Genomic DNA, 12,578 nt, shown 5'->3' with positions numbered 1-12,578 from the left:
CGTGCTCATGGGGCCTCCGTCCCGTCGAACTGGCGGCGCGCCGAGTCGCTCACCCGGATCAGCAGCGCGACGATCGCCCAGTTGGTGACGACCGACGAGCCGCCCTGCGCCAGGAACGGCATCGCCATGCCGGTGAGCGGGATCAGTCCGCCCACCCCGCCCGCGATGACGAACACCTGGAGCGCCACGATCGAGGCGAGCCCGGTCGCAAGGAGCCGCCCGAACGGGTCGCGCAGGGACAGCCCGGCGCGGTAGCCGCGCTCCACGAGCAGGCCGTACAGCAGGAAGATCGCGGACAGCCCGGCCAGGCCCAGCTCCTCGCCGGCCGTCGCCAGGATGAAGTCGGACTTCGCGGCGAAACCGATCAGGACGGAGTGCCCGAGCCCGAGCCCGGTGCCGAGGACCCCGCCCGCCGCGAACGAGAACAGGGACTGGGCGAGCTGGTTCGGGCCCAGGCCCGCCTCGATCGACGCGAACGGGTGCAGCCAGTCCTCCACCCTGGTGTGCACATGCGGCTCGAGCCAGCCCACGGCGAAGGCGCCGACGGCGGCCATCAGCAGTCCCAGCGCGATCCAGCCGGTGAGCCCGGTCGCCACGTACAGGAGCACCACGAACAGTCCGAAGAACAACAGCGAGGTCCCGAGGTCCCGTTCGAGGACCAGCACGCCCACGCTGATCAGCCAGATCGCGAGCACGGGCCCGAGGACCCGCCCGGTGGGCAGCTGGAGCTTCCAGAACCGGCGCCCGGCGAAGGCCAGCGCGTTGCGGTTGGCGGCCAGGTAGGCGGCGAAGAACACCGCGAGCAGCACCTTCGCGAACTCGCCCGGCTGGATGGAGAATCCGGCGACCCGGATCCAGATGCGGGCCCCGTTCACCGAGGGGAACAGGATCGGCAGGGTCAGCAGGACCAGCGCGGCGGCCACACAGACGTACGCGTACCGCTGGAGCACCCGGTGGTCGCGCAGCGCCAGCACGACCACGATGAACAGGGCCACCCCCACCGTGGACCACACCAGCTGGGTGGGGGCCGCGCGGTCGCCGGGCGTCTCCAGGTCGAGCCGGTAGATCAGCACCAGGCCCAGGCCGTTGAGCAGCACCCCGATGGGCAGCAGCAGCGGATCGGCGTCCGGCGCCCGCAGTCGTACGGCGAGATGCGCGAGGAGCGCGAGCACGCCGAGCCCGGCGCCGTAACCTGCGGCGCCGGGCGGGACGGTGCCGTGCCGGGCGAGGCCGACAGCGCAGTAGCCGTACACGCAGAGCAGGACGGCGAGGACGATGAGGGCCAGTTCGATGCCGCGGCGCCGGGGCAGGCGTACCGCGGAAGCGGGTGTGTCCGCGGGTGGGGCCACGGTGGTTCCGGCCTTGGTCATGTCCGGAACTTACCCAAATATCACGTGTTGTCTGCGCTGTTTCCGCGGGGTGTCAGCACCAGCGTGGCGAGGTCCCGAGGTCCCGGATGTACCGGGCCGAACCCCAGGCCCAGGTGCCGTCGGTGAGCAGGTACCACTGGCGGTTGCCCTGGACGTTCTGGCCGTTGGTCTTGCAGAAAATGGAGACGACCTCCCCCCGCTCGGCCCATCGGATGATCTGTCCGCCACGGTTCGGCGCGCTGCGCAGGGCGAGCGAACTGGCCGTCACGACGCCTCGGTACAGCCGCTGATTGGTGTGGTTCTGGCCCTGGCTCTGGCTCTGGTTCTGGTGACTCGTCGAGGCGGCGCCGTCCCAGTCGTCGGCGGCGGCAGCGGGCACGGCGAGGGCGGAGGCGGCGAGGGCACCGGCGGTGACGGCTATGGAGAAACGCGAGCGCAGGGACATGGGGGAACCTCCGTGGGAGGGACGACAAACCTGACTGTTCGCCACGTTAGGAGGGCTGAACGGAGGTCGCCCTTTCAAGTGGGCCATAGGTGAAGCGCCCCCGAAGGGGCGCGGGGAACTGCGCGAGAAGCCCCACCGACCGTCGGCCCGCCAACTACCCCAGCACCAACGTCGCGACCGCCCCACCACCGACCGCATTCGAGAACGACAGCCGAGCCCCCAGAACCTCGGCCTGCCCCACCGCGATGGTCAACCCCAGCCCGTGCCCCCGAGCCCCGCCCTCCGTACGGAACCGCTGCGGCCCGTGCTCGACCAGGTACGCCGGAAACCCGTCCCCGTGATCCCGCACGGTCACCACAGGCCCGTCGACCGTCAGAGACACCGGCCCCCGCCCGTGCCGATGCGCATTGGCCACCAGATTCCCCAGCACCCGCTCCAACCGCCGCCGATCCGTCTCCACGGCGACATCCCGCCGTACGACCACCTCGGTCTCCGTCCCCGACGCCCGCACCACCCGCTCGGCCAGCGCCCCCAACGGCTCGGTGTCCAGCTCGACCGTCTCCCGGCCGGTGTCCAGCCGGGAGATCTCCAGCAGATCCTCCGTCAGCGTCCGCAACGCCCCCACCCGGTCCCGCACCAGCTCCGTGGGCCGCCCCGGGGGCAGCAACTCGGCGGCCGCGTGCAGCCCGGTCAGCGGTGTACGGAGCTCGTGCGCCACGTCCGCGGTGAACCGCTGCTCGCTCAGCAGCTTGCCCTGGAGGGAGGCGGCCATGGTGTCCAGCGCGGCGGCCACCGCGGCCACCTCGTCCTGCGGCCGCGAGGCGTCCTTCGTGAGGGGGTCGTCGACCCGCGCGTCGAGGTCGCCCGCGCTGATCCGCCGGGCCACCCGGGCGGTCGTGTCCAGCCGTCTCGTCACCCGGGTCACCGCGAACGCCCCCACCAGCAGCGTCGCCGTGATCGCAAGACCAGACGACCACAGGATCGCCCGGTCGAGTCCCGCGATCGTGCGGGCACCCTGCGAGTAGTCGACCTCCACGGCCAGCGCCCGGCGCCCGTCCACCGGACCGGCCGCCCACATCGTGGGACGCCCGCCGTGCACGCCGACCATCGTGCCGCGGTCCCCGGCCACCGCCAGCGCCCGCAACGACCCGGGCAGGTCAGGCGGATCCACCCACGCGTCCCACTTCAGGGTGTCCCCGGCCTCGTACGCCGCCGTCGCGTCCCGCAGTCGGCTCAGCGCCAGGCCACGGGCCTCGCCGACGGTCTGGTTGGTCACCGAGACATGCACCAGCACACCGAGCAGCGCGGCGAGGGCACAGCACATCACGGTGATGAACACGGCCGCCTTCACGGCCAGCGTGCCGGACCAGCGGGGGAGTCTCATCGCGCGCCCGCGGAGGGGCCGGGCGAACGCCGCTCCCCGCTCGCCGAGGGGCGGGGCGAGGGGCCGTCGGGTCCGGAGCGCAGCATCTCGTCGTGCGTCAGGAGCATCGACTTCTGCTGCGGGTCCCAGGTCCACTGGAGCCGGTACTCGTACCCGGCCACCTCGGACGGCGAACGGATGATCACGGAGTGCCCGGCCAGCTCGACCCCGCTGACGGCGTCCTCCCAGTGCATGACCCGCACGAGCCGGTGCTTCTCGACGGTGTAGACGCGCACGGCGGTGACGCTCCCGGGCAGCTGCCGGAAGCCCAGCGTGAGGTCGGCCCGCCCGTCGCCGGTCAGATCGCGGTAGTACGGCTCCAGGACGGGGCACTTCCGTCCGGCCGTCCCTTGCTTGCCGCAGTCCGCCATCCGGTGGAGCGTCTCGACGTACCCCCCGCGCTCGTAGTCGCTCCGGTCCTCCTTGATCTCGGCCCGTACGACGGCGACCGGGTCCACCCGCCGGATGTCGTCGTGGGGCACGGAGATGCCGGCCACCACCTCCGACTCGACCTCCCCGACCTCGAAGGCGGGGCTGGAGGCGGGCGTCAGCTGCGGCCACAGCCGGTCCGGACTGATCGCGGTCGGCGTGGAGCCCGCCCCCACCAGGTCGCCGGCGTCACCACAGCCTGCCGTGGCCGCGAGCAGCAGAGCAGCGACGGCTGCGGCACGGGCCGTCCGGGCCGTGCGGGACCTGCGGCGGGCGCGTGGCACTGTGCTCCTGGGGTCGGGCGGGGGTATGCGTAGGCCTGACCAGCTTATTCGTGTGGAAGTCCTTTTTGCGTTCCGCGGGTCCGGGCAGCCCTACTCCGTCAGCTCCTCCAGCAGCCGGGCCGTCGACAGCCCGGCCTGGAGGTACTCGACGAACAGGTCGTTGTGCAGCGCCCACGGCGACCGCCGGCCGCGGATCAGCCGGATCGCCTCGTCGACCGTCTGTCCCCGGCGGACCAGGGCGTGCGCGACGACCAGCCCCGAGCGGTTGTAGCCGTGGTAACAGCGGACGAGGACCTTGCGGCCCTCGTCCAGCGCGTCGTTCGCGGCCTGCGCCAGCCGCATCACGCCCGCGAGCTGGGTGCCGTCCAGCGGGCCGTCCGGAATCGGCCACACATGGTGCTCCACGCCGGGATCGGGACCGTGGCCCGGCAGCCTGAGCAGGGTCTGCACGACATCGAACTCGTCCCGTACGACGGCGAACTCCCGTTGTCCGGACAGGCCCTGGAACTCGTGACCGCCCATCCACAGCCCGGGCACGATCTCGTTCCACGCCCGCTCCGGAGCCGGTACGTCGGGTTGCTTCCTGCGGGTCCGCAACAGCGCCTCCCCAAGCCCCTGCGCCAAGCCCTGCACCTCACGGCAACTCACTGCGACTCACCCCAAAGGTAACCGGCTTCTTGCCTGCGCAGCACCCCGCCTGTTCCCATGGTCCGTGGGGTGATGGTGCATGAGCGGACTGCGCGTCGTACCGACCTGGCGCCATGGTCAGGAGCGGCTCTACGTCTGCCTCACGGACGGCAGGAACATCGCCTGGTACGACCGTGAGGCCGCCCGGATCAACCTGCTGAGCGAGGACCGCAGAGAGGATGTCCTGGACGCCCTCGGGCCCTTCCTCACCGGCCCGGTGGCCGTGGGCCCGCCCCCGGTGCCGACGCCGGCGGAACTGGCCCGGCTGACCCTCCACCCGGACGACGACCTCGCCCCGAACCGTCCCGGCGAGGCCCTCCAGATCGCCCTGGACCGCGAGCCGGGGGCTGCGCACCGGTTCCGCCGCGATGCTCGCCGACGCGCCCTGGAGGCCGAACAGACGGTGGGCGAGGCGCTGGACCGTCTCGACGGCGCGGGCTGGCACACCCTGCACTCCGTCCCGCTGCCGGGCGGCGACCGCGTCCACCACCTGCTGATCGGTCCCGGCGGCCTGTACGCCGTCCACGCGCTGTACGCCCGCAAGCAGCGGGTCACGATCGCCGACCCGATGGTCACCCTGGGCCGCAGGGACCCCCACCCCCTGCTCCACCGCGTCCGAGCCGACGCCTCCCGCGCCTCCTACGCCCTGACGGCCGAGGTCCGCCCGGTCCTGGCCCTGGTGTCCCCCTCCGCCATCACGCTCCCCCTCCCGCCCCGGAACCTCCACATCACCACGGACACCGGCCTGCCGGACCTGTCCCGAGAGGGCGGAGTCCTGAAGCCGGCGGATGTGGAGGCACTCCACGCGATGGCCAGGGACCGGCGTACGTGGGGGAGGGTGTGAGGGTCTGAGGCGGGCGGGATGACTCCGGGGGCTCGGGGTCACAGGTGCGGGTGAGCCCCCAGGGGCGCGGGGAACTGCGCGACAAGCCACAACGCACCCGCACCCGAACCGCACCCGGCACCCCCGTAGGCACACTCACGGCAACCGAGGAGCCGACCCACCCTCCACCAGCGGAGCCAACAGGTCGCCGTAATCCTGCAACCGAGCCACCACGTCCCCCGCCTCGAACGCCAGCATCCCAGGCCCCCCGCACCCCTCGACCTCGCCCCAGGTAACCGGCGCGGACACCAACGGCCGATCCCGAGCCCGCAACGTGTACGGAGCAGCCGTGGTCTTCCGCGCGGCGTTCTGGCTCCAGTCCACAAAAACCTTCCCCGGCCGCAGACTCCTCGTCATCCGGTGCAGGGCCAGCCCCGGCAGAGCCCCCTCCGCCTCCACAGCCAGCCGCTTCGCGTACTCCGACACCTGATCGGACGACGCCTCCCGTACCGCCGCCAGCAGATGCAGCCCCTTGGACCCCGCGGTCTTCGGATACGCCTCGATCCCGTCGGAAGCCAACCGCTCCCGGAGCCACAGCGCGACCTCACAGCACTCGACGATCGTCGCCGGTGCCCCCGGATCGAGGTCGAGGACCAGCCGGTCGGCCTCCTCGGGCGCATCGACGAGCCACTGGTGGGTGTGGAACTCCGTGACCAGGTTCGCCGCCCACATCAGGCTCGCCAGATCCTGGACCAGCACCATCCGGGCCGGCCCCTCGGACCGCGGCACCTCGGCCGTAGTGACCCAGTCGGGCGTACCCGGGGGGACGTTCTTGGTGAAGAACACCTGCCCCTCGGGCCCGTCCGGATAGCGCAGGAAGGAGACCGCACGGCCCCGCAGATGCGGGAGGAGGACGTCGGCGGTGGTGGCGTAGTAGTGGAGCAGCTCCCCCTTGGTGAAGCCGGTGGCCGGATACAGCACCTTCTCCAGATTGCTGAGCGCGAGCCGTCGCCCCTCCACCTCAGTGATCGGCGTCATACGATGAGAATCTCACGCAAATCGGTATAAAACGCCCCGATGCCCCAGGAAGGGTGCTGCTGGTGAGATCCATATGGAACGGCGCCATCTCGTTCGGCCTGGTCAGCATCCCCATCAAGCTGGTCAACGCCACCGAGAGCCACTCGATCTCCTTCCGCCAGATCCACACCGAGGACGGCGGCCGGGTCCGCTACCGCAAGGTCTGCGAACTGGAGGACCGCGAGATCACCCAGTCGGAGATCGGCAAGGGCTACGAGGACGCCGACGGCACGATCATCCCGATCACCGACGAGGACCTGGCGCACCTGCCGCTCCCGACGGCGAAGACCATCGAGATCGTCGCCTTCGTGCCGGCCGAGCGGATCGACCCGCTCCAGATGGACGCCGCGTACTACCTCCAGGCGGGCGGCGCGCCGGCGGCCAAGCCGTACACCCTCCTGAGGGAGGCGCTCAAGCGCAGCAACAAGGTCGCCATCGCCAAGTTCGCGCTGCGCGGCCGGGAACGGCTCGGGATGCTGCGGGTGGTGGAGGACGCCATCGCCCTGCACGGACTGCTGTGGCCGGACGAGGTCCGCGCACCCGAGGGACTCGCCCCCGACACCAAGGTCACCGTCAGCGACAAGGAACTCGACCTGGCCGACGCCCTGATGGACACCCTCGGCGAGATCGACCTGGACGAACTGCACGACGAGTACCGCGAGGCCCTGGAGGAGGTCGTCGCCGCGAAGGCCGCTGGGGAGGCCCCGCCGGAAAGCCCGGAACCGGCCCGCAGCGGCAAGGTGCTCGACCTCATGGCCGCCCTGGAGAAGAGCGTGCGGGAGGCGAAGGAGTCGCGGGGCGAGGAGCCGGGCGAGGTCAGACAGCTGCCGCAGCGCAAGTCGGCACGGGCGGCGCCCAAGCAGACCGGCGGGAAGAAGTCGACGACGAAGGCCGCCCCGGCGAAGAAGACCGCCACGGCCAAGAAGTCGACGGCGAAGACGGCGGCGAAATCGACGGCCAGGTCGTCACAGGGGACGAAGAAGACGGCGTCGGCGTCGGCGAAGAAGGCGTCGAGCGCCAAGAAGACGGCGGCGAAAAGGACGACCGCCCGGAAGCGGTCCGCGTGACCCGCGCGGTGCCGGTGCCCCGGCGCCGCGCAGGTCAGCCTCGAGAGAAGTCGGTCAGCCGACGACCTTCGCGGACTCGATGACCACCGGCTCCGTCGGCACGTCACCGTGACCGCGGCTGCTGCCGGTCCGTACGCCCTTGATCTGGTCGACGACATCCTGGCCCTCGGCGACCTTCCCGAACACGGTGTAACCCCAGCCGTTCGGGCTCTTGGCCGTGAAGTTGAGGAACTCGTTGTCCGAGACGTTGATGAAGAACTGGGCGGTCGCCGAGTGCGGGTCGCTGGTGCGCGCCATCGCCACGGTGTACGCGGTGTTCTTCAGACCGTTGTCGGCCTCGTTCGGAACCGGAGCGAGCGTGGGCTTCTGCACCATGTCCGCGGTGAAGCCACCGCCCTGGACCATGAAGCCGTTGATCACCCGGTGGAAGATCGTGCCGTCGTAGTGCCCGTTGCCGACGTACGTCAGGAAGTTCTCGACCGTCTTGGGCGCCTCGGCGTCGGCCAGCTCGAGGACGATACGGCCGAAGTTAGTGGTCAGCTCGACCCTGGACATGGGAATCGTCCCTTTCTGGTGGGGCATGACCGAAGCATCTTGTCACACGGCCCTCAGGTGCCGCCGACGTCAGGGAACGCTCCCGCTCGGGGCGAGGGCCGACGGCGTCGGAACGGCCGTCTGCTTGGAGGGGACGGTCGACGGCTGCGGCGCCACCGGACCGGCGGTGCCGGTGGGGGAACTGCTCGCGGAATCGCTCGGGGACGTGCTCGGAGAACCACTCGGGCGGCCGCTCGACGGGGCCATCGGCACCGAGGAGCGGTCAGGCCCCGCACCGCCGGGCAACGCGGCCACGACCCCCGCCGCGAGAACGGCCGCCACCAGGGCTCCCACGGCGCCCGAGACCGCCGTACGACGACGTCGGATCCGTCGGCCGCCCACGACCGCCGCGTCGGTGACGCTGGGAAAAGCAGGCTCCCGCGAACCGTCGAGGATGACCTCGAAGGCGCCGCGCACGGCGCCGCCCTCCTCCTCGTACCGGCCCCGCTGTCCGTGCTCGCCGTACCCGTCGGACATCTCCCCCCTCACCTCCCGCTCGTCTCGCCGGCCAGGCCCTCGACCAGCCCGCGCAGCCGGACCAGCCCGCGCGCGCTCTGGCTCTTGACCGTGCCCGGGGTCACCCGCAGCGCCTCGGCGGTCTGCTCCACGCTCCAGTCCTCCCAGAACCGCAGTACCAGCACCGCCCGGTAGCGGGGCGGCAATTCCATCAGCGCGGCCTGCATCACCAGCCGCAGCTCCGGAGTCACCGGCTCTGCGGACGCGGGCTCGGGCACCTCGTCCACCGGCTCCTCCCGCCAACTCCGCTTGCGGTACTGGTCGATGAAGGCGCGGGTGAGGATCGTACGGGCGTACGCCTCGACATTGCCGTCGCGGCGGACCCGGCCCCAGGAGGCGTAGAGCTTCATCAGGGTCGTCTGGGTCAGGTCCTGGGCCTGGTGCCAGTCCCCGCACAGCAGATACGCGCTGCGTCTGAGCTGCCCCTGCCTGGCCTCGGCGAACTCCCGGAACTCCCGCTCCCGGACTGCTTCCCGCACCCGCCGCCCCTCCGCCGTACCGATCGCACCTGTCCTTCAGAGGTACGGCGAAGGGCTCGGCCGGGTTGCACGGTCAGGCGGGAAATCTTTCCGGGCCGACCCGTGCAACCCGTCACGGGCGGTGCCCCGTACTCCTCTCACGCAACCGATCCGACCTGATCACTGGGGAGTTTTTCTGATGAACCGTCATGCAGTCCGGCCCACGCGCCGCCTCCTGATAGCCGTCGTCGCGGGAGGTGCCGTGGCCGTGGCGGGCTGGGCAGCCGTCGCGGGCGCGGCTACGGGCTCACCCACGACGAAGCCGACGGCTGTGCCGTCCGCGGCACCTTCGGCGGTGCCGTCGGCTGCACCTTCCACGGTGCCGTCGCCCGTGCCGTCACCCGTGGCGACCAAGAGGCCGTCCCAGCCGAGTCCGGTGCCGTCGGTCCCGGCGACCGTGCCGAGTCCGGTGCCGTCGGTCCCGGGGACCGCGCCGAGTCCCGTGCCGTCCGTCCCGGGGACCGCGCCGAGCACGGTGCCGACGGTGGTGCCGAGCCAGCGGCCCTCGGCGGTCCCGAGCCCGGTCCCCACCGTCACCAAGAGGCCGTCGAAGTAGCCCGCGGAAGGGCGAGCGCCCGGGGCCGGTCGGCGACAGGACGGGACACCCCTCTCGCCGACCGGTCGACTCCCCTCAACCACGCGCCGGCTGTGCCGTCGCCTCCCGCCGGAAGGCCCACCGCAGCTCCGGCTCCACGACGTACCGGAGGGCCCGCCGGACGGGCGGAGTGCACAGCACCGTCACGACGGCGCCGGCGACGAGGGCGACCAGGGCCACGCCGAGCGGCCGGTGCACCCAGGCGGGCCCGTACCAGCCCCAGAAGCGGGCGCCCTGGACGAGGAAGCCGTGCAGGAGATAGCCGTAGAGCGTGCCGGCGCCCAGCACGGTGAACCAGGTCCGCCGCCCCGGTACCAGCGCGAGGAAGCACGCGACCAGGACCAGCGAACACCCGAAGGTGACCAGCGTCATCACCGGCCCCGACCAGGCCGGCCCGCCCAACTCCTGGGCGCTGTCCCGGTGATAGAACCAGGCCCCGCTCATCCGCGGCACGGCCCAGTACGCCAGGGCGAGCGCGACGACGAAGACGGGCCCGGCGGCGATCCGTGCGGCCCGTCGCCGGACCAGCTGGAAGTGCTCGGGCCGGAGGCAGAGCCCCAGCACGAAGTAGGGGAGGAACTGAAGCACCCGCTGGAGGTCGAGGTCGTCACCGATGGAGGGCGTGAGGGTGGCGAGCATGGCCAGGGCAAGCGCGACCGCCACCGGCTGCCGCACCCGCTGCCACAGCGGAGTGGTCAGCCGCCACACGAACAGGGCCACGAGGAACCACGTCAGATACAGGGGATCCAACAGGCTGACGGGCCGCCCGGGATCCTGGTCGGTCCACCGGGTGAAGAAGGTGTAGGCCGTCTCGAACACGACGTACGGCACGACAAGCCCACCCACCAGCCGCCGCAACCGCCCGGAGCTGGCGTCGAAGTTCCGCGAGAAGTACCCGGACACGACGATGAAAGCCGGCATGTGAAAGGCGTACACCAGCAAGTACAGCGCGGAGACCGTCCGGCTCCCCTCCCGCAACGGCTCCCACGCATGCCCCACCGCGACCAGCACGATCGCCAGATACTTGACGTTGTCGAAGAAGGCGTCCCGCCCGCCCTCGGAACGCTTCACCGCAGGTCTGTGCCGGGACTCGGCTGTGCCCGTTCGCTCACGCATCCTGGCCGCCTCACCGCCCACGGCGGATCCCAAACGTAGAAAATCCGTTCCCCGGCGCCTCACCCCCTCAGCTCATCGCGCCTCATCCCCTCAGCTCATCGGATACCCGATCTGCGCGATGTCGTCCGCGAGGTCTGCCAGGCCGATGTCCGAGTTCAACGCGCGGACCACGTCCTCGGTCAGCGGACGCGAGGACATGACATGCCGAACCGCCTCCAGGTCGACCGGAACCTCGTAGTAGTCCTCGGCCCACTCCTGAAACGCCTCGGGGGACCGGTCCACCAGCAGCTGGAAGAGATAGCCGGCACCGTCCGGGTCGTCCGTCCGCCCATCGGGGAAGTCGATGGTCCCCGTCCTCCAGCGGTCGTCTCCCACCTCACGCCATATGCACGCGGTGACGCGCGGCATGCCGTCATCGCAGAACGCGGGCTCCTCGACGTACGCCTTGAAGACGTCGGGCACCGCGTCGAGCACACCGGGCCAGGGCCCGTCCTCCGCGTAGGGGCTCATGGGCGACTCGTGGTCGAACCCCCGGACGAAGACTCCGGCGGCGGAGAAGACGATGGAGTACTCGTCCCCGGATCCGTTCCGCATCGACGCCATCGCCTCGCCCTCGGACCAGTGCGCGTCGAAGGAGTGGTACCGATCCCCCCACTCGGGACTCAGCCCGGCCTCCAGCACGGCCAACGCACGGCAGTGCTCACGGAGGACAGCGATCTCGGGCAACTTCCGGGCAACATCATGAACAGTCACCCACCCATCGAAGCGCACACCACTGACAACGGGGTGCCGACGGTCAGTGCGGCGGAGGCTGTTCGATCGCGCCTCCGCGATGAGGCGTGGGGACGTGGCCCTTCGCCCCGGCGGGGAGGGCGTCGAGGCAGGCCTGGGAGCAGGCGTTGACCAGGAGTGGCAGAACGTCGGTCGCCACCGTCCGGGAGAGCCATGCCTGGTGCGGGCCCGTCACCGGGACCGGCCCGTCGCACACACTGCACGTGCGGGCGGCCGTGGTGCCCCAGCGAGCGGGATCCAGGTTTTCGACGTCCAGGACCGTGTCGCCGGGCGGGTGGAGCCGGGGGAACGGCGGCCGGAACTTGTAGTTGCCGTAGACCGAGCGCGTACTCACCGTGCTGTCCGCCAGCCGAGCGCACCGCGTGAGCTCGTACGGGAACCAGTGCAACCGCCGCGAGGTGTAGGGGTCGAACTCCTCGAGGTTCGTCATACCGCCGATCTCCGGAGGGATCCGCACCAGGTTGCTTCCGTACAGCACGAGGCTCCGCACCGCTGTCAGCCGCCCGATCGACGCCGGCAGCGTCACGATCTGCCGCCGCTCCTCGGGGCTCAGCTCCGGCAACGGACGAAACTCCTCCCGCCCGTCGGCCACCGCTGCGTCGATCATCTCGAGCAGCTTGAGCCAGCCCGGGGCACGGTCGTCCTGGATCTCCACGTGAAAAGCCGTCGTAGCACCGGGCGGATGCCCATGGATCTGACTGAAACAGCCGCAGTCGTCCTGCGGCACCCCGGGCCGCGAATCCACGGCCTCCGGAAACCGGTTCGGGAAGAGTCGCGCGGGCAACTGTTCGTCCGTCATGGCCCAACGATAGGGACGCGACGCCCGGCGACGTAGCCGCGTT

Annotated in this window: 15 protein-coding genes; 2 read left to right on the top strand and 13 right to left on the bottom strand. The window is 71.1% G+C overall.

The window, feature by feature from the left end:
* Positions 1-5: 5 nt before the first annotated feature.
* The 5 genes from IF54_RS0119610 to IF54_RS0119590 all read right to left on the bottom strand — a co-directional run bounded on the left by IF54_RS0119610 (position 6) and on the right by IF54_RS0119590 (position 4,548).
* Positions 6-1,370 (bottom strand): FtsW/RodA/SpoVE family cell cycle protein, encoded by a 1,365-nt coding sequence (locus IF54_RS0119610; RefSeq protein WP_030320382.1) that lies wholly within the window; start codon positions 1,368-1,370, stop codon positions 6-8.
* Positions 1,371-1,422: 52 nt separating this feature from the next.
* Positions 1,423-1,815: an SH3 domain-containing protein gene (locus IF54_RS0119605; RefSeq protein WP_030320380.1), complete on the bottom strand. Its 393-nt coding sequence runs from the start codon at positions 1,813-1,815 to the stop codon at positions 1,423-1,425.
* 154 nt (positions 1,816-1,969) lie between these two features.
* On the bottom strand, positions 1,970-3,199 hold the full coding sequence (locus IF54_RS0119600; protein WP_030320378.1) for a sensor histidine kinase: 1,230 nt from the start codon (positions 3,197-3,199) through the stop codon (positions 1,970-1,972).
* The gene (locus IF54_RS0119595; protein WP_037820255.1) at positions 3,196-3,951 is read right to left on the bottom strand and encodes a hypothetical protein; all 756 of its coding nucleotides are present in this window, start codon (positions 3,949-3,951) and stop codon (positions 3,196-3,198) included. The genes IF54_RS0119600 and IF54_RS0119595 overlap by 4 nt, the downstream gene beginning before the upstream one ends.
* A gap of 90 nt (positions 3,952-4,041) precedes the next feature.
* The gene (locus IF54_RS0119590) at positions 4,042-4,548 is read right to left on the bottom strand and encodes a protein-tyrosine phosphatase family protein (RefSeq protein WP_030320373.1); all 507 of its coding nucleotides are present in this window, start codon (positions 4,546-4,548) and stop codon (positions 4,042-4,044) included.
* Positions 4,549-4,678: 130 nt separating this feature from the next.
* On the opposite strand from IF54_RS0119590, the gene IF54_RS0119585 reads away from it, so the two are divergent.
* On the top strand, positions 4,679-5,482 hold the full coding sequence (locus IF54_RS0119585) for a nuclease-related domain-containing protein (RefSeq protein ID WP_030320371.1): 804 nt from the start codon (positions 4,679-4,681) through the stop codon (positions 5,480-5,482).
* Between the two features lie 135 nt (positions 5,483-5,617).
* Here IF54_RS0119585 and ligD read toward each other — a convergent pair whose 3' ends face one another.
* Entirely contained in the window at positions 5,618-6,499 is an 882-nt protein-coding gene (gene ligD / locus IF54_RS0119580) for a non-homologous end-joining DNA ligase (RefSeq protein ID WP_030320370.1), read from the bottom strand.
* Between the two features lie 53 nt (positions 6,500-6,552).
* Here ligD and IF54_RS0119575 point away from each other — a divergent pair, with 53 nt between their 5' ends.
* Complete coding sequence (locus tag IF54_RS0119575) at positions 6,553-7,605, top strand: Ku protein (RefSeq protein WP_030320369.1); 1,053 nt, start codon at positions 6,553-6,555, stop codon at positions 7,603-7,605.
* 54 nt (positions 7,606-7,659) lie between these two features.
* Here the strand turns inward: IF54_RS0119575 and IF54_RS0119570 are convergent, their stop codons facing one another.
* The 7 genes from IF54_RS0119570 to IF54_RS0119540 form a co-directional block, all read right to left on the bottom strand.
* On the bottom strand, positions 7,660-8,160 hold the full coding sequence (locus IF54_RS0119570; protein ID WP_020136596.1) for a peptidylprolyl isomerase: 501 nt from the start codon (positions 8,158-8,160) through the stop codon (positions 7,660-7,662).
* A 69-nt stretch (positions 8,161-8,229) separates the two neighbouring features.
* Complete coding sequence (locus IF54_RS0119565; protein WP_030320367.1) at positions 8,230-8,676, bottom strand: hypothetical protein; 447 nt, start codon at positions 8,674-8,676, stop codon at positions 8,230-8,232.
* Between the two features lie 8 nt (positions 8,677-8,684).
* Positions 8,685-9,194 (bottom strand): SigE family RNA polymerase sigma factor, encoded by a 510-nt coding sequence (locus IF54_RS0119560; protein WP_030320366.1) that lies wholly within the window; start codon positions 9,192-9,194, stop codon positions 8,685-8,687.
* Positions 9,195-9,380: 186 nt separating this feature from the next.
* On the bottom strand, positions 9,381-9,770 hold the full coding sequence (locus IF54_RS40535) for a hypothetical protein (RefSeq protein ID WP_159002161.1): 390 nt from the start codon (positions 9,768-9,770) through the stop codon (positions 9,381-9,383).
* Between the two features lie 94 nt (positions 9,771-9,864).
* Positions 9,865-10,944, bottom strand: coding sequence for an acyltransferase family protein (locus IF54_RS0119550; RefSeq protein ID WP_030320364.1), 1,080 nt, complete (start codon positions 10,942-10,944; stop codon positions 9,865-9,867).
* A gap of 90 nt (positions 10,945-11,034) precedes the next feature.
* Entirely contained in the window at positions 11,035-11,697 is a 663-nt protein-coding gene (locus tag IF54_RS0119545) for a hypothetical protein (protein ID WP_030320362.1), read from the bottom strand.
* Between the two features lie 43 nt (positions 11,698-11,740).
* Positions 11,741-12,391: a leucine-rich repeat domain-containing protein gene (locus IF54_RS0119540; RefSeq protein WP_234439012.1), complete on the bottom strand. Its 651-nt coding sequence runs from the start codon at positions 12,389-12,391 to the stop codon at positions 11,741-11,743.
* Positions 12,392-12,578: the final 187 nt, after the last annotated feature.

It is taken from the genome of Streptomyces sp. NRRL B-3229 (genome assembly GCF_000719505.1).
GTDB classification, from domain to species: domain Bacteria; phylum Actinomycetota; class Actinomycetes; order Streptomycetales; family Streptomycetaceae; genus Streptomyces; species Streptomyces griseorubiginosus.
Note: the sequence above shows the minus strand (reverse complement) of the source record. Positions and strands in the feature narration are given on the sequence as shown.

What these genes read in the sequence shown, in the direction of transcription:
- ligD (WP_030320370.1), bottom strand. Translation starts at nt 6,499, where the DNA reads ATGACGCCGATCACTGAGGTGGAGGGGCGACGGCTCGCGCTCAGCAAT.
- IF54_RS0119585 (WP_030320371.1), top strand. Translation starts at nt 4,679, where the DNA reads ATGAGCGGACTGCGCGTCGTACCGACCTGGCGCCATGGTCAGGAGCGG.
- IF54_RS0119565 (WP_030320367.1), bottom strand. Translation starts at nt 8,676, where the DNA reads ATGTCCGACGGGTACGGCGAGCACGGACAGCGGGGCCGGTACGAGGAG.
- IF54_RS0119610 (WP_030320382.1), bottom strand. Translation starts at nt 1,370, where the DNA reads ATGACCAAGGCCGGAACCACCGTGGCCCCACCCGCGGACACACCCGCT.
- IF54_RS0119605 (WP_030320380.1), bottom strand. Translation starts at nt 1,815, where the DNA reads ATGTCCCTGCGCTCGCGTTTCTCCATAGCCGTCACCGCCGGTGCCCTC.
- IF54_RS0119600 (WP_030320378.1), bottom strand. Translation starts at nt 3,199, where the DNA reads ATGAGACTCCCCCGCTGGTCCGGCACGCTGGCCGTGAAGGCGGCCGTG.
- IF54_RS0119570 (WP_020136596.1), bottom strand. Translation starts at nt 8,160, where the DNA reads ATGTCCAGGGTCGAGCTGACCACTAACTTCGGCCGTATCGTCCTCGAG.
- IF54_RS0119550 (WP_030320364.1), bottom strand. Translation starts at nt 10,944, where the DNA reads ATGCGTGAGCGAACGGGCACAGCCGAGTCCCGGCACAGACCTGCGGTG.